Source organism: Pseudomonas sp. 51_B (genome assembly GCF_017491595.1).
Taxonomy (GTDB): Bacteria; Pseudomonadota; Gammaproteobacteria; order Pseudomonadales; family Pseudomonadaceae; genus Aquipseudomonas; species Aquipseudomonas promysalinigenes.
Map to the genome: position 1 here is coordinate 71,000 of NZ_JAFGYW010000015.1, position 21,348 is coordinate 92,347.

19 protein-coding genes are annotated in these 21,348 nt (G+C 59.5%); 6 read left to right on the forward strand and 13 right to left on the reverse strand.

The genetic code is table 11. From position 1 onward, the window contains the following. Positions 1-53 precede the first annotated feature (53 nt). From J5M56_RS16595 to J5M56_RS16610, 4 genes are all read left to right on the forward strand, one after another. Positions 54-557, forward strand: a complete 504-nt coding sequence (locus tag J5M56_RS16595) for a lactoylglutathione lyase family protein (protein WP_060476862.1) — start codon at positions 54-56, stop codon at positions 555-557. Further along, positions 554-1,570: a zinc-binding dehydrogenase gene (locus J5M56_RS16600; RefSeq protein ID WP_207937326.1), complete on the forward strand. Its 1,017-nt coding sequence runs from the start codon at positions 554-556 to the stop codon at positions 1,568-1,570. Before J5M56_RS16595 ends, J5M56_RS16600 begins: the two co-directional genes overlap by 4 nt. A gap of 90 nt (positions 1,571-1,660) precedes the next feature. Then, entirely contained in the window at positions 1,661-2,500 is an 840-nt protein-coding gene (locus J5M56_RS16605; protein WP_207937327.1) for an ROK family protein, read from the forward strand. A gap of 262 nt (positions 2,501-2,762) precedes the next feature. Then, a complete protein-coding gene (locus tag J5M56_RS16610; RefSeq protein ID WP_060476859.1) occupies positions 2,763-3,683 on the forward strand; it encodes a DUF808 domain-containing protein in 921 nt (306 codons plus the stop codon). A 121-nt stretch (positions 3,684-3,804) separates the two neighbouring features. Here J5M56_RS16610 and J5M56_RS16615 read toward each other — a convergent pair whose 3' ends face one another. From J5M56_RS16615 to puuE, 7 genes are all read right to left on the reverse strand, one after another. Then, positions 3,805-4,587, reverse strand: a complete 783-nt coding sequence (locus J5M56_RS16615; RefSeq protein ID WP_060476858.1) for an outer membrane protein OmpK — start codon at positions 4,585-4,587, stop codon at positions 3,805-3,807. A gap of 349 nt (positions 4,588-4,936) precedes the next feature. Further along, entirely contained in the window at positions 4,937-5,722 is a 786-nt protein-coding gene (locus J5M56_RS16620; RefSeq protein ID WP_207937328.1) for an outer membrane protein OmpK, read from the reverse strand. A gap of 144 nt (positions 5,723-5,866) precedes the next feature. Then, positions 5,867-7,222: a nucleobase:cation symporter-2 family protein gene (locus tag J5M56_RS16625; RefSeq protein WP_207937329.1), complete on the reverse strand. Its 1,356-nt coding sequence runs from the start codon at positions 7,220-7,222 to the stop codon at positions 5,867-5,869. 193 nt (positions 7,223-7,415) lie between these two features. After that, positions 7,416-8,744, reverse strand: coding sequence for a urate hydroxylase PuuD (locus J5M56_RS16630; RefSeq protein WP_186478469.1), 1,329 nt, complete (start codon positions 8,742-8,744; stop codon positions 7,416-7,418). 45 nt (positions 8,745-8,789) lie between these two features. Continuing rightward, positions 8,790-9,293, reverse strand: a complete 504-nt coding sequence (locus J5M56_RS16635; RefSeq protein WP_056801462.1) for an ureidoglycolate lyase — start codon at positions 9,291-9,293, stop codon at positions 8,790-8,792. Between the two features lie 49 nt (positions 9,294-9,342). After that, positions 9,343-9,858, reverse strand: coding sequence for a 2-oxo-4-hydroxy-4-carboxy-5-ureidoimidazoline decarboxylase (uraD, locus tag J5M56_RS16640; RefSeq protein WP_186478468.1), 516 nt, complete (start codon positions 9,856-9,858; stop codon positions 9,343-9,345). Beyond that, positions 9,858-10,784: an allantoinase PuuE gene (gene puuE, locus J5M56_RS16645; protein WP_060476853.1), complete on the reverse strand. Its 927-nt coding sequence runs from the start codon at positions 10,782-10,784 to the stop codon at positions 9,858-9,860. Before puuE ends, uraD begins: the two co-directional genes overlap by 1 nt. Before the next feature lie 388 nt (positions 10,785-11,172). Here puuE and uraH point away from each other — a divergent pair, with 388 nt between their 5' ends. Beyond that, positions 11,173-11,526, forward strand: a complete 354-nt coding sequence (gene uraH / locus J5M56_RS16650; RefSeq protein WP_060476852.1) for a hydroxyisourate hydrolase — start codon at positions 11,173-11,175, stop codon at positions 11,524-11,526. 65 nt (positions 11,527-11,591) lie between these two features. Here uraH and J5M56_RS16655 read toward each other — a convergent pair whose 3' ends face one another. Together J5M56_RS16655 and J5M56_RS16660 are read right to left on the reverse strand one after the other, a co-directional pair. After that, on the reverse strand, positions 11,592-12,341 hold the full coding sequence (locus J5M56_RS16655) for an RHS repeat-associated core domain-containing protein (RefSeq protein WP_207937330.1): 750 nt from the start codon (positions 12,339-12,341) through the stop codon (positions 11,592-11,594). A 158-nt stretch (positions 12,342-12,499) separates the two neighbouring features. After that, positions 12,500-13,819: an NCS2 family permease gene (locus J5M56_RS16660; RefSeq protein ID WP_225915547.1), complete on the reverse strand. Its 1,320-nt coding sequence runs from the start codon at positions 13,817-13,819 to the stop codon at positions 12,500-12,502. Between the two features lie 311 nt (positions 13,820-14,130). Between J5M56_RS16660 and J5M56_RS16665 the strand changes: the two genes are divergently transcribed. Beyond that, a complete protein-coding gene (locus J5M56_RS16665) occupies positions 14,131-14,886 on the forward strand; it encodes a GntR family transcriptional regulator (protein WP_060476850.1) in 756 nt (251 codons plus the stop codon). A gap of 102 nt (positions 14,887-14,988) precedes the next feature. Here J5M56_RS16665 and guaD read toward each other — a convergent pair whose 3' ends face one another. The 4 genes from guaD to xdhA all read right to left on the reverse strand — a co-directional run bounded on the left by guaD (position 14,989) and on the right by xdhA (position 21,109). Beyond that, positions 14,989-16,293, reverse strand: a complete 1,305-nt coding sequence (guaD, locus tag J5M56_RS16670; protein ID WP_207937331.1) for a guanine deaminase — start codon at positions 16,291-16,293, stop codon at positions 14,989-14,991. 10 nt (positions 16,294-16,303) lie between these two features. Next, entirely contained in the window at positions 16,304-17,149 is an 846-nt protein-coding gene (gene xdhC, locus J5M56_RS16675; RefSeq protein ID WP_060476848.1) for a xanthine dehydrogenase accessory protein XdhC, read from the reverse strand. A gap of 113 nt (positions 17,150-17,262) precedes the next feature. Further along, complete coding sequence (gene xdhB / locus J5M56_RS16680; RefSeq protein WP_060476847.1) at positions 17,263-19,662, reverse strand: xanthine dehydrogenase molybdopterin binding subunit; 2,400 nt, start codon at positions 19,660-19,662, stop codon at positions 17,263-17,265. Then, positions 19,655-21,109, reverse strand: coding sequence for a xanthine dehydrogenase small subunit (gene xdhA, locus J5M56_RS16685; RefSeq protein ID WP_207937332.1), 1,455 nt, complete (start codon positions 21,107-21,109; stop codon positions 19,655-19,657). The genes xdhB and xdhA overlap by 8 nt, the downstream gene beginning before the upstream one ends. Positions 21,110-21,348: the final 239 nt, after the last annotated feature.

A 21,348-nucleotide genomic window follows, 5' to 3' on the forward strand; every position in this document is an offset into this window, starting at 1 on the left:
TTCATTATAGATGGCGATGGATAGGGTAGTGCCAACTCTTCTGGAGGTTCGCCATCATGTCCGTTTATCCACGCAACTTCTCTCACATCGGCCTGTCGGTCACCGACCTCGACGGCGCCGTCAAATTCTATACAGAGGTACTGGGGTGGTATCTGATCATGCCACCGACCACCATCACTGAGGACGAAAGTGCAATTGGTGTGATGTGCACCGACGTATTCGGTCCCGGGTGGGGCTCGTTCCGAATCGCTCACCTCTCGACGGGGGACCGTATCGGAGTCGAAATATTCGAATTCCGCAATGCCGAACGTCAAGAAAACAACTTTGAGTACTGGAAAACCGGTGTCTTTCACTTCTGCGTGCAAGATCCAGATGTCGAAGGCCTAGCCGCCAAGATCGTCGCCGCTGGCGGTAAGCAGCGGATGCCGGTTCGTGAGTATTTCCCAGGCGAGAAGCCGTATCGCATGGTCTATATGGAAGACCCATTCGGCAATATTCTGGAAATCTACAGCCACAGCTATGAACTCACTTATTCTGCAGGAGCTTATCAAGCATGACCCTGCCACCGTCCTATCGCGCGTTTACCTGGCAAGGCAGTGCGGACCCAGCGCAACTGCAGCTCACTGAATTGCCGATGCCGAAGCTACAAGCGGACGACGTGCTTATCCGCAATATCGTGATCGGGCTCAACCCCGTTGATTGGAAAGTCTTGGGTGGCAGCCTGGTCAATTGGCAGCCAGGGCACGTACCAGGTGTCGATGGTGCGGGTGTTGTGGTGGCTACCGGTGATAATGTCCCCGCATCCTGGGTCGGGCAGCGTGTCGCTTACCATCAAAGCCTTGGTCGTCACGGTAGTTTTGCGCAATATACCCCCGTCAATGCCAGGGCATTACTTCATGTTCCCGCAGGCGTCAGTTGGGAGCAGGCTGCCAGTTTCCCCTGCCCATCACTGACCGCTTGGCTGGCTTTAGAAAAGCTGCCGTCGGCATGTCGCACATTGTTGGTGAGCGGGGCTGGTGGTTCGGTTGCCAATCATCTGATTCAACTAGCTGTGCGGCGAGGGTTGAAGGTCACCTCGCTCAGCCACCCCAGGCATTGGAAAAGGCTGGCCGATCTGGGCGTGATCGAGCGCATGGCAGGCCCTCTGACTGAGCCGTGGTCAGGGCCGGCGGTATTCGACGCGGTCATTGATACGGTGAGCGCTGAGCACGCGGCTAGCCTTGTCCCCGCCCTTAGAGCCAATGGCCACTTGGTCTGTGTTCAGGATCGTCTGGATGTATCGCCGTTACCACCGTTCACTCGAACGATATCGATACACGAAGTTGCTCTGGGGGCAGCCCATGCATACGGTGATGACCGCACCTGGCGAGACCTTGTCGATGCGGGCAATGAGATCCTCACCTTATTGGGGCGTGGTGAGTGGGAGCCTGACCATTTCAATGTCGTCTCCTTCGAGTATCTTGCAGACCATCTCAGCGGCCTGCAGCATCGAGCTTTCAGTGGTAAAGGCCTGGTTCGCATAGTGAGTGATGAGTTGGGTGAACTTGCCGCGACAGTGAGCAGTGATTGATGCCTGAGTACTGAACCCAGTGCCGATGATTCTGGCAGTTTCCACCGCCTCAGCGCTTGAAGCGGTGGTCGTTAATCAAGAGGTAGTGCAATGAGCAGTGCGTGCGAAGCACCTGAGATCATCATTGGCGCAGATTTGGGCGGGACTAAATTGTCCCTTGTATGTGATGGGTATTCGCGACGTTTTACAACGGGCCTGAACTACACACCCGAAGATTTTGCCGCCCAGCTTTGCGCCTTCGCCGAAGAACTGAACCTGCGCCCGACTCGCCTTGGTATTGCCGTACCTGGCCTAGTCGCCTGCGATGGGCGGGTCGTGTCTTGCGACGTGTTGCCCGGCTTGACGGGGTGGCACCCAGCAACTTCGCTCAAGGCCCTTGGGTGTCAGGTAGCTGTGATCAACGATGTCAAAGCGGCTCTCTTGGAGGAGATGCACGATGCCTGCGACGATTTCACCGGTGGCGTCATCATGGCCGGCACTGCCATAGGTGCCGCATTCATTGCTCAGGGGCGGCAATTGGAAGGTGCCAATGGCTGGGCAGGCGAGCTCGGTTACCTGCCACTGTACATAGATGGGGCAGTCAAGCGACTGGATGAGATAGCCGGCGGGGGGGCGATGGCCGGTCTGCATGGCATCGACGGCGAAGCTTTTGCACGGTTGGCTAATGCAGACGATCCTTCTGTAATGTTGACGGTTAAGGCTGGAGGCCAGGCGCTGGGTCTTGGAATCGCGAGCGTGATAAACATGCTCAACCCCTCGCGCCTGGCAGTCGGTGGGGGAGCGGTCAAGCTCAAGGGCTACTGGAAGGCGGCTTTGCTGACAGCCCAGGCTCATACTATTGCCCCACTATGGGACGCTTGCACGGTGACGCCAGTAGCGTCCGGCGAGTTAGTGGTGGCGCGCGGCGCGGTGCGGGCCGCTCAACGGTAAGCGGCCTGGGCTGGTTGGCGGTGGCCTGGGTGGGCCGTGCTCTGCATTGGATGTGCATCTGGGCAAGGTGCTTCAGTCTCCCGACCGCTGCGCTGTGGCGCGCAGCAAGGGATGCGGTAGCCCTAGCTGTGGGACATGAACTGTTTTGCCCACAGCAGGTCCTTATGAAGTCTTTGTCTCGCGAGTACGGTTCTTGTGAGCGCTGGGTGAGCCGGGTGCTTCAAGCGAGTAGGATGCGCGCTTTTACCGAGGATTGGATGTTATGGCTGGCAGCAGCTTTTTTGCTTTATTGGATGATATCGCGGCGCTGTTGGACGACATCTCGTTGATGAGCAAGGTCGCGGCGAAGAAGTCTGCCAGCGTGCTCAGTGATGACCTGGCTGTGAATGCCGAGCAAGTGACAGGCATGAAGGCAGACCGTGAACTCCCTGTCGTTTGGGCAGTGTTCAAAGGGTCGCTCAGGAACAAGGCGATTCTGGTGCCTTGTGCCCTTGTGCTCAGTGCAGTACTACCAGCAGCGGTCAAATGGCTATTGATGGCAGGCGGCATTTACCTTTGCTACGAAGGCTACGAAGCGATCAAGGACAAGTTTTCACGCAAGGGGCACGGTTCGTCGGAACAGGGTAAGCAGGCCACGCCCAAAAGCCCCGAGGCGCTGGCTGACTACGAAAAACGCAAGATCAAAGGTGCCATCAAGACTGACTTCATCTTGAGTGCCGAGATCATCGTCATCACGCTCAATGTCGTTGCGCAGGCCCCTTTGTATCAGCAGATTCTGACCCTTGTGCTAATTGCGGTAATCATGACCGTGGGCGTGTATGGCCTGGTTGCGGGCATTGTTCGCCTGGATGACGCCGGCTTCGCACTGTCTAAATCCAAGGCTCGGGGTGGATGGGGCAGGGCAGTCAGAAAGTTCGGCCAGGTATTGGTAGCGGCTGCGCCATTTTTGATGAAGGCGCTTTCCTGGATCGGTACGGTAGCGATGTTTCTGGTCGGCGGCACCTTCGTGGCTGAAGGCATACTGCCGCTCGAACACGCCGTTGAGGGTGTGGTAGCAGCGAGTGCAGGTTGGGGGCCAGTCGTGAAATACGCGTTGTTTGGTGTGATTGGGGCAGTGGCTGGCTTTGTAGCGGCGGTGGTGGTCAGCGGGTTTTCCTGGGTTCGCCGAAGCTCTGCAACTTAGGCCCGCCTTGAGCCGCGATTGCGACGCTGCACGGCCTATCAGGCGCCTCGAGAATGAAGCCCGCAGCAGATTATGGCTATGAAAGCGCCGCCAAACGGCGGCGCTGTCATATTCAGCAGAATTAGAAGTGCACTTTGACCAGGAAGCTCATGGTGTTCTGATCGGTAGTGAAGCCATCGCTGTCCTTGATACCGTACTTGTTCTTCCAGTAGTCGTACTCGACGCCCACGTACAGTTGTTTCTCGCCCAGGTGCAAAGCCTTGCCCAGGTCGTACTTGATCTGCGGGTTGAAGTGCAGGTTGGCATGGTAGGTGCCGCGACGGTTCTCGTCGTTGTCCACCACCCAGTCCATGAAACCATCGATCAATACATCGGAGTCGCCCACAGGAATGGTGTAGGACCATACCGGGGTGATCTGCCAGACATTGTCACCGGCGCGGCTACCGTCGGTAGTGCGGTTGTAGAAGTTCAGCTGGAAGTAGTCGAAGCCTGGGATGGCCAGGTCGAAGCCCGGGCCGATCAGATAAGACTCGGTGTCCCCTTCACCGAACTCGTAGGTCATGGCCAGCAGCACGTCCTTGACCGGGCCGAACTCAAGCTTCTGGTCGAAGATCTTGTTGAACGACAGGCGCGGGCTGAATTCACCGTAGTACGTGTTGGGGCCGTTGTTAGCGTCTTTTTTACCCTGATAGAAGATTTTGTCGACGAAGAAGAAGTTGTCGCCGTACTTCCAGCCATCAGCATGTTCGAAGGTGAAGGTTTGCTGAGTCTCCGGGTTGACCTTGAAGTTCTTGCCCCACAGGTAGGTCAGGCTGTTGTTCTGCCACTGCAGCAGGTCGCCGGCAAAAGAAGTGCCGCAGGCCAGCAGGCCGCCCGCGAGAATCAGGCTATTGATGGTACGCATTGCGAGTGTCGCTCCCTTGATTGGTTATTGTCAGCGCTCGAGAGGCGCTTTTTGTCTTTTGAGTCAGCTTTTTTCGATTGGCCACACTTGATTGGCAAGAGCTGCGCCAACTTTTCGGGGTTAGCCGCTGTCTTCCTGCTCGACTCGTTCTGAACGGATGAAAATGGGTATTTCAGGCTGGCAACACGTCGGCCAACCGCCCGAATTCATTGACTGAGCGGTCAGTAAACGCAGGCAGAATCCATCCTGCCTCAATCGAGGGGGCGCGCAGATTACTGGCTTGCGCGCCGCGTCTCAAGTGCTCCGTCCTGGCGCACTGTGATTCAAACCTGGGCGTTCGATCAGGTTTTCAGAAATGTACCTTGATCAGCGCGCTGGCAACACTCTGGTTGCTCTGTAGGTTGCCGCAGCTGTCGATGCCGTACTTGTCTTTCCAGTAGCTGTATTCGAAGCCCACATATAGCTGTTTGGCCCCCAGGTTCAGGGCCTTGCCGAGGTCGTATTTGACCTGTGGGTTGAAGTGCAGGTTGGCGTGGTAGGTGCCGCGTTTGTTCTGGTCGTTGTCTGGCACCCAGTCCATGTAGCCGTCGATCAGCACGTCGGATTTGCCTACGGGGATGGTGTACGACCAGCCAGGGGTTATCTGCCAGACATTGTCGCCCGGGCGGCTGCCTTCGGTGTTGCGCACGTAGAAGTTCAGGGTGAAGTAGTTGAAGCCGGGGATGTCCAGGTCGAAGCCGGGGCCGATCAGGTAGGCCTCGTTGTCGCCTTCACCTCGCTCGTAAGTCATGGCCAGCAAGACGTCCTTGACCGGGCCGAAGGCAAGTTTCTGGTCGAGGATCTTGCCCAATGACAGGCGCGGGCTGAATTCACCGTAATAGGTGGTCACGCCTTTGCCAGGGTCGGCTTTGCCGTTGTAGAAGATCTTGTCGACAAACAGGAAGGTGTCGCCGTACTTCCACTTGTTAGCGTGTTCGAAGGTGATGGTCTGCTGGATATCAGGGTTGACCTTGAAGTCCTTGCCGTACAAGTAGGTCAGGCTTTCGCCATGCCACAACAACCATTGGCCTGCGTGGGCGGGGAGGGCGGCCAGCAAGCTGCTACCCAGTAGCAGGGACGAGGTGATGCGCTTCATGTTGTGATTCCCGGACTTATTGTTTTTGTTAGCGGTTTTTTTGGCGCACGGGCGCCCCGAGCGGCCCATTCCGGCGGGCCGACGGTGAAGCGGTTACTGCCCAAGTGGAGCATGGGGCGGCAGATGACGCCGCCCCCGATTGGCTCAATGTTGGTGGCAGGCGTCGTTATGCACGGCGCGCTCTGCACCACCCAGGATGTTGAACAGCACGTTCAGTACCAGCGCACTGACCGTGGCCATGGCGATACCGCTGTGGGTGATCGGTTCCATCCACTGCGGCATCTGGGCGAAGAACTCCGGCCTGACCACTGGGATCAACCCAAAGCCGATGCTCACCGCCACCAGCAACTGGTTGCGACGGTCGCCGATGTCGGCTTCCTGCAGGATCTTGATACCAGTGGCGGTGACCATGCCGAACATGGCGATGGACGCGCCGCCCAGCACCGCAGGCGGGATCGAGGCGATCAGGTAGGCGGCCTTGGGTAGCAGGCTGAGCACGATCAGCAGGGCGCCTGCCATGACCGTGACGTACCGGCAGCGCACACCCGTCATTTGCACCAGGCCGATGTTCTGGGCGAACGAGGAATGGGTGAAGGTGTTGAAGAAACCGGCGATGAACGACGCGCCGGCATCGCACAACAGCCCACGGCGCAGCATTGCTGGGGTTACTTCACGATCGGTCACCTTGCCCAGAGCCAGGAACATGCCCGTGGACTCGACGAAGATGATCACCACCACCAGACACATCGACAGAATCGGTGCCAAGCTGAAGGTCGGCATGCCAAAGTGCAGTGGCGTCACCACTTGCAGCCACGGCGTAATGCTCAGGCCCGACAGGTCGACCATGCCGATGGAGCCAGCCAGGATGTAGCCCAGGCCCATTCCCACCAGCACTGAAACGTTGACCCAGAAGCCGCGCATGAAGCGGTTGATCAACAAAATGACCGCCAGCACCAGGCCGGCAACCAGTAGGTAGATCGGCGAGCCGAAGGTCGATGCGCTTTGGCCGCCACCGGCCCAGTTGACCGCCACGGGGAACAGCGACAAGCCAATGGAGGTGATCACCGTACCGGTGACAAGCGGCGGGAAGAAACGTACTACCTTCGACATGAAGGGTGCGATCAGCATACCGAAGAACCCGGCAGCGATGGTCGCGCCGAAGATCCCTTGCAGGCCTACACCCGGCATCCCGGCCATGGCCACCATGCTGCCAACGGCGGCGAAGCTGGCGCCCATCATCACCGGCATGCGGATGCCGACCGGGCCGATACCGAACGACTGGATGATGGTAGCGACACCGGCGACCAGCAGATCGGCGTTGATCAGGAAAGCGACTTCTTCACGTGACAAGCCAGCGGCCTGGCCGATGATCAGCGGTACGGCAATCGCACCCCCGTACATCAGAAGCACGTGTTGCAGGCCAACCAGAATCAATTGGAACAGGGGCAGGGGCTGTCGCGGCGGCGCAACGGGAATGTACGCCTTGCGTGACTCGGACATGCAGCACCTCGAGTTTTGTTTTTATTCTCGGATCCAAGCGTCAGTCGCAGGCGCCAGGCCCCATGTCAGCGGCCAGGGTTCGCGCGTGCAGTCGAGCGCTCGATGCTTGCTTGTTGCGTGTGACGTGAAACCAAGGCCGGCGTCGCCGGCCTCTTCGCGGGTGCGTCCGTTCTGTGGAGCGCAGCCCGGTGGATCAGTTGACTTGCGCGCCCTTGGCGATCCAGTCACCGACGAGCTTGCGCTCTTCGGCAGTCATCTGGGTGATGTTGCCCAGCGGCATGATCTGGCTTGCGACCGCTTGCGCTTGAATGCGCGCGGCCTGGGCCTGGATCTGCTGCGGGGTGTCGAACATCACGCCGGCAGGTGCTGCGCTGAACAACGGGCTGGTCGGTTTCGACGAGTGGCACACGCTGCAGCGTTCCTGGATGACTTTATGGATCTTGTCAAAGTCGCCACCGGCTGCCTGGGCGCTCGCCTGGGCGGGTGCCTCGGCAGGCGCGGCAGGCGCTTGGGCGGCCTTGGCAGCTTCCTCGGCGCGCAGCTCGGCGGCGGTCTTGCCACCAACGGCGGTCGCAGGTAATGGCTGATACTCGATCTTCGCCGCTGCCTGTTCAGGGCTCACCGCCATCGGCTTGGGACCGGTGACGTAGGCAAGGCAGATCATCGCCAGTGCACCCACGGGCAGGGTCCAGGCGTACTTGTTGCTGTCATGGCGGGTGTTGAAGTAGTGGCGGATCAGAACCGCGGCTACTGCAATACCCGCCAGGATCAGCCAGTTGTACTGGCTACCGTAGGTGCTCGGGAAGTGGTTGCTGATCATGATGAACAGCACCGGCAAGGTGAAATAGTTGTTGTGGCGCGAGCGCAACAGGCCCTTGGCCGGCAGAACCGGGTCAGGCGTCTGGTTGTTTTCGATCGCCGCTACCAGCTGGCGCTGGGCCGGCATGATGATGCGGAATACGTTGCCGACCATGATGGTGCCGATGATCGCGCCGGTATGCAGGTAGGCGCCACGGCCGCTGAACACCAGGCTGAAGCCCCAGCAGGCGGCAATGATCAGCACGAACAGCACGGCACCGAGCAGGGCAGGCTTTTTACCCAGCGGCGAATCGCAAAGGAAGTCGTAGATGAACCAACCGGCCACCAGCGAACCGATACCGATCGCCACGCCTTCGGCGCCACTGAGGGTGCTGCCAGGGGCCAGCAGGTACAGGGTCGGGTTCCAGTAGAACACTACGCACAGCAGGGCGATACCGGACATCCAGGTGAAATAGGCTTCCCATTTGAACCAGTGCAGGTTCTCGGGCATTTTCGGGGGCGCGAGCTTGTATTTCTCCAGGTGGTAGATACCTCCGCCGTGAATCGCCCAGAGATCACCCGACAACCCATCGCGCGGGTTGCTTCGGTTCAGGTGGTTCTCAAGCCAGACGAAGTAGAACGATGCACCGATCCAGGCGACACCGGTGATCATGTGAACCCAGCGAATGCTCAGGTTCAGCCATTCGTGAAGGTGTGCTTCCACAGTATGTACCTCTGCCGATCACCGTGAAGGATGATCGACCTTTTCTTATTGGTGGGGATTGAGGATCAGCATCTGTTCCTCGGTGAAGTAATGCTCATCGCAGTTGTTGCCAGAACCGCTGCGATCAACCACCAGGAAATCATCCCGCTTTTCGATCGTCAGCACCGGGTGGTGCCAGACGCCGCGATGGTAATTAACGCCCTGCCTGCCATTACTACGGAAGGCACGGACCAAGCCTGATACAGGTGCATCGCCAACGGGCGCGACCACGATCAGAAAGGGGTTGCCGAGCAGCGGGATGAAAGCCTGGCTGCCCAGCGGATGGCGTTCCAGCATGCGCACGGTCAGCGGCATGTCCAGCGCGTCGGCGCGGAAGATGCTGATGATCGCCTTGTCTTCAGGCTCGGCGGTCTCGACCGTGGCGAGCTTGTGAAAACGCATGGTCGAGCCGTTGTTGATCATGAAGTGGTCGCTGCCATCGGTTTCGATCACGTCACCGAAAGGGGCGAATGCTTCTTTGCTCAGGGGCTCGATCATCAGGGTGCGCATGGGTTATCTCTTCTCTTGTGCGTTTTTCTAAATGGGGTTCGGCTGCGGTTTACAGTTGCAGCAGGCGGAACAGTGCAATCAGGTTTATCTGCGCCAGGGCTTCCTTGAATTCGGCCTCGGCATCGTTGTGAATGCGCTTTTCGAAAGAGGCGAGGATCTGATGCCGGTTGCTGCCTTTGACCGCCATGATGAACGGGAACTGGAACTTGGCTTTGTAGGCGTCATTGAGTTCGGTGAAACGGGCGAATTCTTCAGGGGTGCATTGGTGGATGCCCGCGCCTGCCTGCTCATTGGTGCTCGACTCGGTCAATTGGCCTTGCACGGCGGCTTTACCGGCCAGGTCCGGGTGAGCGTTGATCAGCGCCAGTTGGTCAGCGTGGTTGGCGCTCAGCAGGATATCGCTCATGCGCTGGTGCAGTACCTCGATCTCGTCCAGCTCACCCAGTTGGCCCAGGTCGTAAGCCTTTTCGGCAACCCACGGCGAGTGCTCGTAGATGTCGGCGAATGCCTTGACGAAGGCATCACGGTCCAGGGTGGAAGGCTTGAGTGTGTTGAAAGCGGTCATCAGGCGTTCTCTTTCTTGTACGGGTGGGTGGCGTGCCAGTGGCGAGCGATGTCCACACGACGGGCGAACCAGACCTGGTCATGGCTTTTGGCGTAATCGACGAAGCGCTTGAGCGCAGCCAGGCGCGCCGGGCGGCCGACCAGGCGGCAGTGCAGGCCGATGGATAACATTTTCGGGGCCTCGGCACCCTCGGCGTAGAGCACGTCGAAAGCGTCCTTGAGGTACTGGTAGAACTGCTCGCCGCAGTTGAAGCCCTGGACTTGGGTGAAGCGCATGTCGTTGGTGTCCAGGGTGTAAGGGATCACCAGGTGCGGTTTGCCGGTAGGGTTGTTCGGCTCCCAGTAGGGCAGGTCGTCGTCATAGGTGTCGCTGTCATACAGAAAACCACCTTCTTCCATCACCAGGCGGCGGGTATTCGGCCCGGTGCGGCCGGTGTACCAGCCCAGTGGGCGCTCGCCCGTGAGTTCGGTGAGAATGCGGATGGCTTCGAGCATGTGCTCGCGTTCCTGCGCTTCGTCCATGTACTGGTAGTCGATCCAGCGGTAGCCGTGGCTGCAGATCTCGTGGCCGGCTTCGACCATGGCGCGGATCACGTCGGGGTGGCGCTGGGCGGCCATGGCCACGGCGAAGATGGTCAGCGGTACGCCGCTGTCCTTGAACAGCTTGAGCAGGCGCCATACGCCAGCGCGGCTGCCATACTCGTACAGCGACTCCATGCTCATGTTGCGCGCGCCCTGCAGCGGCTGGGCGGCGACCATTTCGGAAAGGAAGGCTTCGGACTCTTTGTCGCCGTGCAATATGTTGCGTTCACCGCCTTCTTCATAGTTCAGAACGAAAGACAGCGCGATGCGAGCGTTGCCCGGCCAGTGCGGGTGAGGGGGAGTGTTGCCGTAACCGATCAGGTCGCGAGGATAGTCAGCGCTCACTGCAGTCTTCCTTCTTGTGTGTTGGTGCGGGGTGGGCGAGCCGCGTCGGGATGTCGCACCACCAGATGGGATGATTGTATACAACTTCTGAAATCATTTGTAAGCCTGTTTTTCCGCATTTCTCCCCTTTTGTCGCTTGAGGCTGGGTTACAAATAGGCCTGCAAGAAACCTGCCTAATTGGTCAATAATTGACCCGAGACGCTGCACGGCGTCTATATCTGGGTCTAGCCGCTGGTGTGCCGGCGGCGCAGTAAAGGGATTCAAAAAATTGTGTACAATCTCACGCTGAAATGTCTTAATGGCGTCATTCCCGCACATCGCAAGCCCTGAATTGGGGCGTCAGCTGTGTATTTTTTGCCCATAGATTGAACAAGAGGCGACAAGCAGATGGGACGTTTGACCACTCACGTACTGGATGCCGCGCATGGCTGCCCAGGCAGCTCGATCAAGGTCGAGCTGTACCGCGTCGAAGGCCAGCAGCTGGAGCTGGTGAATACTGCGTTGACCAATAGCGATGGCCGCGTCGACTCGCCGTTGCTGCAAGGTGATGACTACCGCACAGGGGTATATCAGTTGCAGTTCAGCGCAGGTGATTACTACCGCGCCCGCGGCGTGCAACTGCCGGCCCAGGCGTTTCTGGATGTTGTAGTGCTGCGTTTTGGCATCGACGAGCAGCAAGAGCACTACCACGTGCCATTGCTGATCTCGCCTTACAGCTATTCGACCTATCGTGGAAGCTAGTTGGTCGCTAGAAGAATCTTCGTAGGTCCTTTAGCCCGCTCTCACACTGGCGGGCTTTTTTTCGTCTAGAGATCGATGCCATTGCGAATTCCATTTCCCGTGACGTGCAGTGACTTACCCGTCTTCATCAATACGTGATCTTCAACGCCGGCACCCAAGGCTCCTCCCAGATTGAAAAAGGTACCGACCACGCGCGTTGGCCCTTGCTCTTTCATCCATTCCTGGCTAGCAAGCACATGGGCTGAAGTGTTGGAAATACTCCCGCTTTTAGTGCGTTGTGCAATCCTGACGTAGGCATCTGCGTGATCGCGACTCAAGGAACCATCACCATGGCTTGCCAGGTTGTTGTTCACGGCGGCCAGCTTATCTATGAAGGGTGTGCCTGAAGAGAGTTTCTTGACGTATTCATTGATCACGTATCTTCCTTCGATAAAGCCTTGCTCGGACTGCGAACGACGTGGGAATAGGGATTTTTCAGTGAGGTCCCACGTGTCGGCTACGAGCTTTTTGCCTGGCTTGAACCAGCCTTTGACTTGCGCGATAAGAGCGGGGGCCCGACCAGAAGGGTCTGTCAGGTTTATCGGGTCACACAGGCAGAAACCATAGGGATTGGCCCCTCCTTCGCCGAAAGGGCTCAGGGCGTCTGGGCTATGGAACCTCATGAGCGATGGGCTGTAGGTTCGGTATCCGTTGCCTAACTGATAAACACCGGTCAGCGCCTCTTGATACTCACCGTTGAACCCCAGCTGGCTTTTGCGCGGCTGGCTGTAGCCATAAGGCGTATAGGAGCAGGTAGGGAAGGCCGTATCGCGCATTGATTAGCCTCCGGTGATAACGCTGACGAGGTCTGCACGATTTGTATCAGACACCACTGCTGCTGGCACCTGACAAAAATATCAGTCTGTGGGGCTCGCTTTAGATGCTCTGAAAACAGCCAGAGGCGCCGTGGCGCCTTTGGCTGATGCAGCTGTGGTCAGAGAAACACAAACTTGGCAATGAAGATCGCGCACAACACCCACAGGCTGGCCGAAATTTCCTTGTACTTGCCGGTCCCCGCCTTCAACGCCACATAGCTGATGAAGCCCAGAGCAATGCCATCGGCGACCGAGAAGGTCAGCGGCATCATGATCACCGTGACGATCGCCGGAATGCTGTCGGTGGCTTCGTCCCAATGGATGTGTGCCATGCTGCCCATCATCAGCATCGCCACATAGATCAGTGCGCCGGCAGTGGCATAGGCGGGAATCATGCCCGCCAGGGGGGCGAAGAACATCGCGGCGATGAACAGGATGCCGACGACTACGGCGGTAAGGCCAGTGCGACCACCTGCCGCGACCCCTGCGGCACTTTCCACATAGCTGGTGACCGGTGGCACACCCACCACAGCACCGAACACGCTTGAAGCACTGTCAGCCTTCAACGCCTTCGACAAGTTCTCGATACGCCCGTCCGGCGCCACCAGGTTGGCCCGCTGGGCCACGCCCATCAACGTGCCGGCGGTGTCGAACATGTGCACGAACAGAAACGCCAGCACCACGCTGATCATGCTGACGTTGAACACACCGGCTACGTCCATGGCCATCCAGGTGGGTGCAAGGCTTGGTGGCATCGACATCACACCGTTGAACTTGACCAGGCCCAGCCCCCAGCCGGCCAGGGTGACACCGATGATGCTGATCAGGATCGCGCCGAATACACGCTTGTAGCTGAGAATGGCTATAAGCAGGAAGCACACCGCCGCCAGCAGTGGCCCAGGCTCGTGCAGCGACCCCAGCTTGATCAAAGTGGCTGGGCTGTCGACGATGATGCCGGCGGTCTTCAGGCCGATCAGCCCGAGAAACAATCCGACGCCGGCCCCCATGGCATGGCGCAGGCTGACCGGAATGCTGTTGAGCAACCATTCACGCACTTTCGACAAGGTCAGGAACATGAACAGCACGCCCGAGACGAACACCGCCCCCAGCGCTGTTTCCCAGTTGTAGCCCATGGTGCCGACCACGGTATAGGTGAAGAAAGCATTGAGCCCCATGCCCGGCGCCAGGCCGACCGGCCAGTTGGCATACAGGCCCATCAGCAGGCAGCCCAGGGCTGCGGCGATGCAGGTGGCCACGAAGGCTGCACCATGGTCGATGCCAGCGTCGGCCATGATGTTTGGGTTGACGAAGATGATATACGCCATGGTGATGAAGGTGGTCACCCCGGCGATCATTTCGGTTTTGACGGTGCTGCCATGTTGCTTGAGTTTGAAAATCCGTTCCAGCCAACTCGTTTCGAGTGGTGGCGCGAGATCCAGCGTAGGTGCTTCGGATTTGCGGCTTTCCACAGCGGTACTCCTCAAGTCTTTCTTGTTGTTGTGGGAGCCGGTCCTGAGCAATGCACTTGGTGGCTCCTCGAGGGAAGGCAGACGTCTGACGCGCTTAGTTGACTTACGGGTCAAGAAGTTGCTCGATGGATTATGCTTTTGTGTACAAAGAATGCAAATAATGTTTTATCTTTTGTGCGCGCAATGCGGCGTATAACGGCTATATGGCTTAAACGCCCCTGCTCAATCGCCTCAGCCTGTGTACAATGGCGTCATACTTTCTCTTCGTGCTTCGAGAGCCCATGAACGAACAGCTGCAACCTCTGAAAAAACCTGCGCGTACTGGCAAGGCCGGCCGCAGTGGTACCCAGGATGACATCGTCTACGCGCACATTTTCGAGGCGATCCTCGAGCAGCGATTGGCGCCGGGCACCAAGTTGAGCGAGGAAGCGCTGGGTGAGATCTTCGGCGTCAGCCGCACCATCATTCGCCGTGCCTTGTCGCGCCTAGCCCATGAAAGTGTCGTACTGTTACGGCCGAACCGCGGCGCGGTGGTGGCCAGCCCAACGGTCGAAGAGGCGCGTCAGGTATTTTTCTCCCGCCGCATGGTGGAGCGCGCCATCACCGAGCTGGCGGTGCAGCATGCTACCGTGGAGCAGCTCAACGAACTGCGCCAGATGGTGCGTGAGGAGCGTGACAGCTTCTCTCGTGGTGACCGTGGAGCCGGTATTCGTCTGTCTGGCGAATTTCACCTGAAACTGGCTGAGGCCGCAGGCAACGCCCCACTGGTCAGCTTTCAGCGCAGCCTGGTTTCGCAAACCTCGCTGATCATCGCCCAGTATGAAAGCGGCACTCGCTCGCATTGCTCCTATGACGAGCACATGCAGTTGATCGACGCCATCGAGGCGCGCGATGCCGAGCAGGCCGTGAGCCTGATGATGCACCACATGGATCATATCGATAGCAAGCTGAACCTGGACGACGAAAGCGCCTCGGACGATCTGCACGCCGTGTTCTCGCACTTGCTCAAAAAGCCCAAGGTTTCCGTCAAGGGTTGATCGTTCGGCCCACGTGATGGCTGTGTGGGAGTGCCCCCACAGCCATCGACGCTTCGCCGCTTATTTCCGAAAAGCCATATTACCCCACCTTACGCAGGTGCCTTAGCGCTGATGCACGCAGCGCCCTGCCGCGTAAGTTTCGCGCACGGTACGGTCGTCGCCCAAAGTAGTCAGCACGAACAGGGTTTCTTCGATGCTGGCAGACTGCTGAATGCGGTAGTCCAGCAGCGGTGTGGCCTTGTAGTCGAGCACCACGAAGTCGGCATCGTTGCCTGGGCGCAGGCTGCCGATGCGGTCATCCAGGCGCAACGCACGGGCGCCGCCAAGGGTTGCCAGGTACAGCGACTTGTAAGGGTGCAGACGCGCGCCTTGCAGTTGCATCACTTTGTAGGCTTCGTTCAGGGTGTTGAGCAGCGAGAAGCTGGTACCGGCGCCAACGTCGGTGCCCAAACCCACGTTGACCTTGAAGCGCTCGGCCTGGGGCAAGTTGAAAAGGCCACTGCCCAGGAACAGGTTGGAAGTGGGGCAGAACGCCACGGCCGAACCGGTTTCGGCCAGGCGTTGGCATTCACTGTCGCACAGGTGCACGCCGTGGGCGAATACCGAGCGCTCGCTGAGCAGCTCGAAGTGGTCATAGACGTCCAGGTAACCCTTCTGCTCCGGGAACAGCTCCTTCACCCAATCGATTTCCTTGAGGTTTTCCGACAGGTGGGTGTGCATGTACAACCCGGGGTGCTCCTTGAGCAATTGGCCGGCCAGGGCCAGTTGCTGCGGTGTGCTGGTTGGAGCGAAGCGCGGGGTCACCGCGTAATGCAGGCGGCCCTTGCCATGCCAGCGTTCGATGAGCTGCTTGCTTTCGGTATAGCTGGACTCGGCAGTGTCGGTGAGGTAGTCCGGGGCGTTGCGGTCCATCATCACTTTGCCGGCGATCATGCGCAGGTCGAGGCGCTCGGCTTCCTCGAACAGGGCGTTGACCGATTGCGGGTGCACGCTGCCGAACACCAGGGCAGTGGTGGTGCCGTTGCGCAGCAACTCCTTGAGGAAAATTTTCGCGACCTTGTCGGCGTGATCCTTGTCGGCGAACTGCTTCTCGCATGGGAAGGTGTAGGTGTTGAGCCAGTCCAGCAGCTGTTCGCCGTAGGAGCCGATCATGCCAGTCTGCGGGAAATGGATGTGGGTATCGATGAAGCCCGGGGTGATCAGTGCGTCCTGGTAATGCATCACTTCGATGTCGGCCGCCAGGCTCGGCAGCAGCTCGCTGGCATGGCCGACAGCGCTGATGCGGCCGTCGTCGATCACCAGCAGGCCGTCCTCGAAGTATTCATGGGAAGCGTCCAGGCCTACCTCGGCCGGGTCGGCGATGCTGTGCAGGATGGCGGCACGGTAGGCTTTGCGGGTAGCGGTCATATCACACTCGTCAAATGGCTTGGCTGCGCCGGGAGGGGGGCAGCAACTGGGCAATGGGGCCGGCATTGGCGGCAGCGTCATGCTGGCCAAAGCAAGCGTTGTAGGTGGCAATGATTTCGCCGGCGATGGACACGGCAATTTCGATCGGCAGTTTGCCCTTGACTTCAGGCAAGCCCATCGGGCAACGCATACGCGCCAGCAGAGCATCGTCATAGCCGCGTTCGCGCAGGCGATGCTCGAATTTGACCCGCTTGGTTTTCGAGCCGATCAAGCCAAACCAGGTGAAATCGTTGCGCTTGAGAATGGCGGCGGTCAGTTCCAGGTCGAGCTGGTGATTGTGGGTCATGACGATGCAGTAGCTGCCTGGTGGCAGATCTGCAACCTCGTCGACCGGTTCGTCACTGACGATCTTGCTCACCCCGTTGGGGATGAACTCGGGGAATTCCTGCTCACGCGAGTCGATCCAGCGCACTCGGCAGGGCAGCGCGGCGAGCAAGGGTACCAGAGCACGGCCGACATGGCCCGCGCCGAAAACGGCGATCTGCGCTTGCACCGCGGCCATGGGTTCGAACAGCAGCACAGTGGCACCACCGCAGCACTGGCCAAGGCTGGCGCCGAGGCTGAAGCGCTCGAGGTGCGGTGTGCTGCGGTGCTCTTCGAGCATCTGGCGGGCGATGTGCAGCGCCTTGTATTCCAGGTGGCCACCGCCGATGGTGTCATACAGGGCTGTGGCGCTGACGACCATTTTCGAACCTGCGTTGCGCGGGGTCGAGCCGCGTTCCTCGATGATAGTCACCAGCACGCAGGCTTCACCACGGGCCTGATGGTCGGCGAGGGCGTTGATCCAATGGTGCATGATCCATAACCTCTTGAAGGGGCTATCCAGTCCACAGTGGGGGCAGGTTTGCCCGCGAATGCGAGGGAGTCGCACCGCCGTCTTGGCCGGTGCCCCCACTGTGATCCTCGCTGTCAGTGAGTCACGGTTTCCAGTTCTTGCTCGGCGGATGGTTGCTGAGCCACCGCTTTGCGCATCTGCTCACAGCCCCACAACACCCGCTCCGGCGTGGCCGGCGCGTCGATATTGGGTTGCACACGGTAGTCGGCGATGCTTGCCACCGCGTCCTTGAGCGCGCACCAGGCGGCAATGCCGAGCATGAACGGTGGCTCGCCGACGGCTTTGGAGTGGAACACGGTGTCTTCCGGGTTCTTGCGGTTCTCCACCAGCTTCACCCGCAGGTCCAGCGGCATGTCGGCCACAGCCGGAATCTTGTAGCTGGCAGGGCCGTTGGTCATCAGCTTGCCTTTGGCGTTCCACACCAGCTCTTCGGTAGTCAGCCAGCCCATGCCCTGAATGAACCCGCCCTCGACCTGACCAATATCGATGGCCGGGTTCAGCGAATCGCCCACGTCATGCAGGATGTCGGCGCGCAGCATCTTATATTCGCCGGTCAGGGTGTCGACGATCACTTCCACACAGGCAGCGCCGAAGGCGAAGTAGTAGAAGGGGCGGCCGCGTGCCTGGCTGCGGTCGTAGTAGATTTTCGGCGTGCGGTAGAAACCGGTGCTCGACAGCGATACCTGGGCGAAGTACGCCTGTTGCACCAACTGTTCGAAACTGACGATCTGGTCACGCACCCGCACATGGCCGTTGCGAAACTCGACGTCTTCCTCGGTCACCTGATAGTGCCGTGCGGCGAACTCGGTCAGGCGCTGCTTGAGGATCTGTGCGGCGTTCTGGGCAGCCTTGCCGTTCAGGTCGGCACCGCTGGAAGCCGCAGTCGGCGAGGTATTGGGAACCTTGTCGGTATTGGTGGCGGTGATCTGGATACGGCTGAAATCAACTTGGAACACCTGCGCCACTACCTGCGCCACCTTGGTGTTGAGCCCTTGGCCCATCTCGGTGCCGCCATGGTTCAGGTGGATGCTGCCGTCGGTGTAGATGTGAATCAGCGCACCGGCCTGGTTCAGGAACGTGGCAGTGAACGAGATGCCGAACTTGACTGGCGTCAGCGCCAGGCCCTTTTTCAGAACCGGGCTATTGGCGTTGAAGCGGCGGATCGATTCGCGACGCTCAGCGTAGTCGCTGCTGGCTTCGAGCTCGGCCGTCATTTCTTCGAGCATGTTGTGCTCGACCGTCTGGTAGTAGTGGGTGACGTTGCGTTCGGTCTTGCCGTAATAGTTGGCCTTGCGCACCGCCAGCGGGTCGCGGCCCAGATGGCGGGCGATGTGGTCCATCACTTGCTCGATGGCGACCATACCCTGAGGGCCGCCAAAGCCACGGTAGGCGGTATTGGAGGCGGTGTTGGTCTTGCAGCGGTGGCCGTGCACGGTCGCATCGCCCAGGTAGTAGGCGTTGTCGGAGTGGAACATGGCACGGTCGACGATCGAGCCGGACAGGTCTGGCGAGTAGCCGCAGTTGCCGGCCAGGTCCAGATTGATGCCATGCAGGCGGCCGTCGTCGTCGAAGCCGACGTCGTACTCCACGTAGAATGGGTGGCGCTTGCCGGTCATGGTCATGTCTTCGACCCTTGGCAGGCGCATCTTGGTTGGCTGGCCGGTCAGGCGCGCAATCACCGCGCACAGGCAGGCCGGGCTTGCTGCCTGGGTTTCCTTGCCGCCAAAGCCGCCACCCATGCGGCGCATGTCCAGCACCACTTTGTTCATGGGGACGTCGAGCACTTCGGCGACCAGCTTCTGTACTTCCGTTGGGTTCTGCGTGGAGCAGTAGACGATCATGCCGCCGTCCTCGGTAGGCATCACCGAGGAGATCTGAGTTTCCAGGTAGAAGTGCTCTTGGCCGCCGATGTGCAGCGTGCCTTGCAGGCGGTGCGGGGCGCTCGCCAGGGCTGCGGCAGCATCGCCGCGCTGGTGAGTGTGGCTGTCGAGCACGAAATGCTTCTTGCGCAGCGCCTCGACCACGTCCAGTACCGGCTCCAGGTCTTCGTACTCGACAATGGCGGCCATAGCGGCACGCCGTGCAGTGTCCAGGTCACGGGCCGCCACGGCCAGCACCGGCTGGCCGAAGAACTCGACTTTATCGATGGCCAGCAGCGGGTCGCCAGCGACCACCGGGCCGATGTCCTTGAGGCCCGGAATATCCTCATGGGTAATGGCGATTCGCACGCCCTCGAAGGCATAGCAAGGGCTGGTATCGATGCGCAGGATACGCGCATGGGCGCGGTCAGCGGTGCGAGCGTATACGTGCAACTGGTTCGGGAATTCCAGGCGGTCATCGATGTAAATCGCTTCGCCAGACACATGCTTGTCGGCACTGTCGTGCTTGATGCTGCGCCCGACCCCGCTGGTCAGGTCCTGGCGGAACAGTTCGGCCATCTCGGCCTGGCTCTTGGCAACGTGATGGTTAGACATAATCGGTCACCCGTGTCTCGATGTAAGGCGTTTGCTGTTCGATGAAGTACTTGCGCAGCAGGTTCTGCGCGGTGAGCAGGCGGTATTCCTTGCTGGCGCGGAAGTCGCTGAGCGGGGTGAAGTCTTCGGCCAGAGCCAGGCAGGCGCGCTCGATGCTGGCCTGGTTCCAGGGCTTGCCGCGCAAGGCTGCTTCGCAAGCGCGAGCGCGTTTGGGGATGGCCGCCATGCCGCCGAAGGCGATGCGCACGCCGCTGACTACGCCATCTTCGATGCTCAAGTTGAAGGCTGCGCAGACTGCGGAGATGTCGTCGTCCAGGCGTTTGGACACTTTGTAGGCGCGAAAGGCCCAGTCTTTGCTGGCGCGTGGCACGATGATCTTCTCGATGAACTCACTGTCCTGGCGGGCAGTGATGCGGTAGTCGATAAAATAATCTTCCAGCGGCATGACCCGCTGACGTTCGCCCTGGCGCAAGACGACCTGCGCATCCAGGGCAATCAGCAGGGGAGGCGAATCGCCAATCGGCGAGGCGTTCCCGATGTTGCCACCCAGGGTGCCCTGGTTGCGGATCTGCAGCGAAGCGAAGCGGTGCAGCAGGTCGCCGAAGTCCGGGTACTCCTCGTTGAGTGCACCGTAGCAATCGGTAAGCGCGGTGGCGGCGCCGATTTCCAGGTGGGTGGCGGTCTTGTCGATACGTTTGAGCTCAGCGACATGGCCCACATAGATCATCACCGGCAGGGCCTTGTGGAACTGGGTGACTTCCAGTGCCAGATCGGTACCTCCTGCCAGCAGACGCGCTTCGGGGTGCGAGCTGTATAGATCGGCCAGATCGGCAACGGTCAGCGGCACCAGGCAGCGCTTGTCGCCGGTATTGAGTTCGCCGGTCTGAGTTGGCGCGATGGCTTTCAAGCGGGCTATGGTCTGCGCTTGCTGGGCATCGAACTGGTCGCGGCATGGCTGGCGGCAGCTCTGCTCGGCCGCGTCGAGGATCGGCCGGTAGCCGGTACAGCGGCACAGGTTGCCGGCAAGGGCTTCCTGAGCTTGCTGCAGGTCGGCGCCCTGGCTGTTCTTCTGCAGGGCGAACAACGACATGACGAAGCCAGGCGTGCAAAAGCCGCACTGCGAGCCGTGGCAGTCGGCCATGGCCTGCTGCACACTGTGCAACTGGCCGTTGTGCTTGAGGTCTTCGACGCTGATCAATTGCTTGCCGTGCAGGGAAGAAACGAACGTCAGGCATGAATTGAGGCTGCGGTAGCGCAGGCTGTCCTCGCCAGCTTCGTTCTGCACGAGCTCGCCTACCACTACGGTGCAGGCGCCACAGTCGCCACTGGCGCAGCCTTCTTTGGTGCCGGGTTTGCCCAGGTGCTCGCGCAGGTATTGCAGCACCGTCATGTTAGGGTCCAGGGCATGCTCGCTGCGCAGCACCTGATTGACGAGAAACTGGATCACGGGGATGGCCTCGCAATGGTTTTATTGTTGTTGAGCGGACAATAAGCAGACCTGTCGCGATGGTCAATAATTTTCTGACTCAAAGGTCAGGAAATTATGCGTGTCGACGCTCAGCCGTACATCGGTGCCTTGTACAAGCATAGATCGCGCCGCCTTGCTTGTCTGACCGGTCAAATAAAGGCCAATGCCCCTCTGCGCGAGTGCCAGGCAAGTGCGCTACAATCGCTTCCTTGTGCCCA

Coding starts and splice junctions, on each gene's coding strand:
- J5M56_RS16600 (WP_207937326.1), top strand. CDS start 554: ATGACCCTGCCACCGTCCTATCGCGCGTTTACCTGGCAAGGCAGTGCG.
- J5M56_RS16605 (WP_207937327.1), top strand. CDS start 1,661: ATGAGCAGTGCGTGCGAAGCACCTGAGATCATCATTGGCGCAGATTTG.
- J5M56_RS16610 (WP_060476859.1), top strand. CDS start 2,763: ATGGCTGGCAGCAGCTTTTTTGCTTTATTGGATGATATCGCGGCGCTG.
- J5M56_RS16615 (WP_060476858.1), bottom strand. CDS start 4,587: ATGCGTACCATCAATAGCCTGATTCTCGCGGGCGGCCTGCTGGCCTGC.
- J5M56_RS16620 (WP_207937328.1), bottom strand. CDS start 5,722: ATGAAGCGCATCACCTCGTCCCTGCTACTGGGTAGCAGCTTGCTGGCC.
- J5M56_RS16625 (WP_207937329.1), bottom strand. CDS start 7,222: ATGTCCGAGTCACGCAAGGCGTACATTCCCGTTGCGCCGCCGCGACAG.
- J5M56_RS16635 (WP_056801462.1), bottom strand. CDS start 9,293: ATGCGCACCCTGATGATCGAGCCCCTGAGCAAAGAAGCATTCGCCCCT.
- uraD (WP_186478468.1), bottom strand. CDS start 9,858: ATGACCGCTTTCAACACACTCAAGCCTTCCACCCTGGACCGTGATGCC.
- uraH (WP_060476852.1), top strand. CDS start 11,173: ATGGGACGTTTGACCACTCACGTACTGGATGCCGCGCATGGCTGCCCA.
- J5M56_RS16655 (WP_207937330.1), bottom strand. CDS start 12,341: ATGCGCGATACGGCCTTCCCTACCTGCTCCTATACGCCTTATGGCTAC.
- J5M56_RS16665 (WP_060476850.1), top strand. CDS start 14,131: ATGAACGAACAGCTGCAACCTCTGAAAAAACCTGCGCGTACTGGCAAG.
- guaD (WP_207937331.1), bottom strand. CDS start 16,293: ATGACCGCTACCCGCAAAGCCTACCGTGCCGCCATCCTGCACAGCATC.
- xdhC (WP_060476848.1), bottom strand. CDS start 17,149: ATGCACCATTGGATCAACGCCCTCGCCGACCATCAGGCCCGTGGTGAA.
- xdhB (WP_060476847.1), bottom strand. CDS start 19,662: ATGTCTAACCATCACGTTGCCAAGAGCCAGGCCGAGATGGCCGAACTG.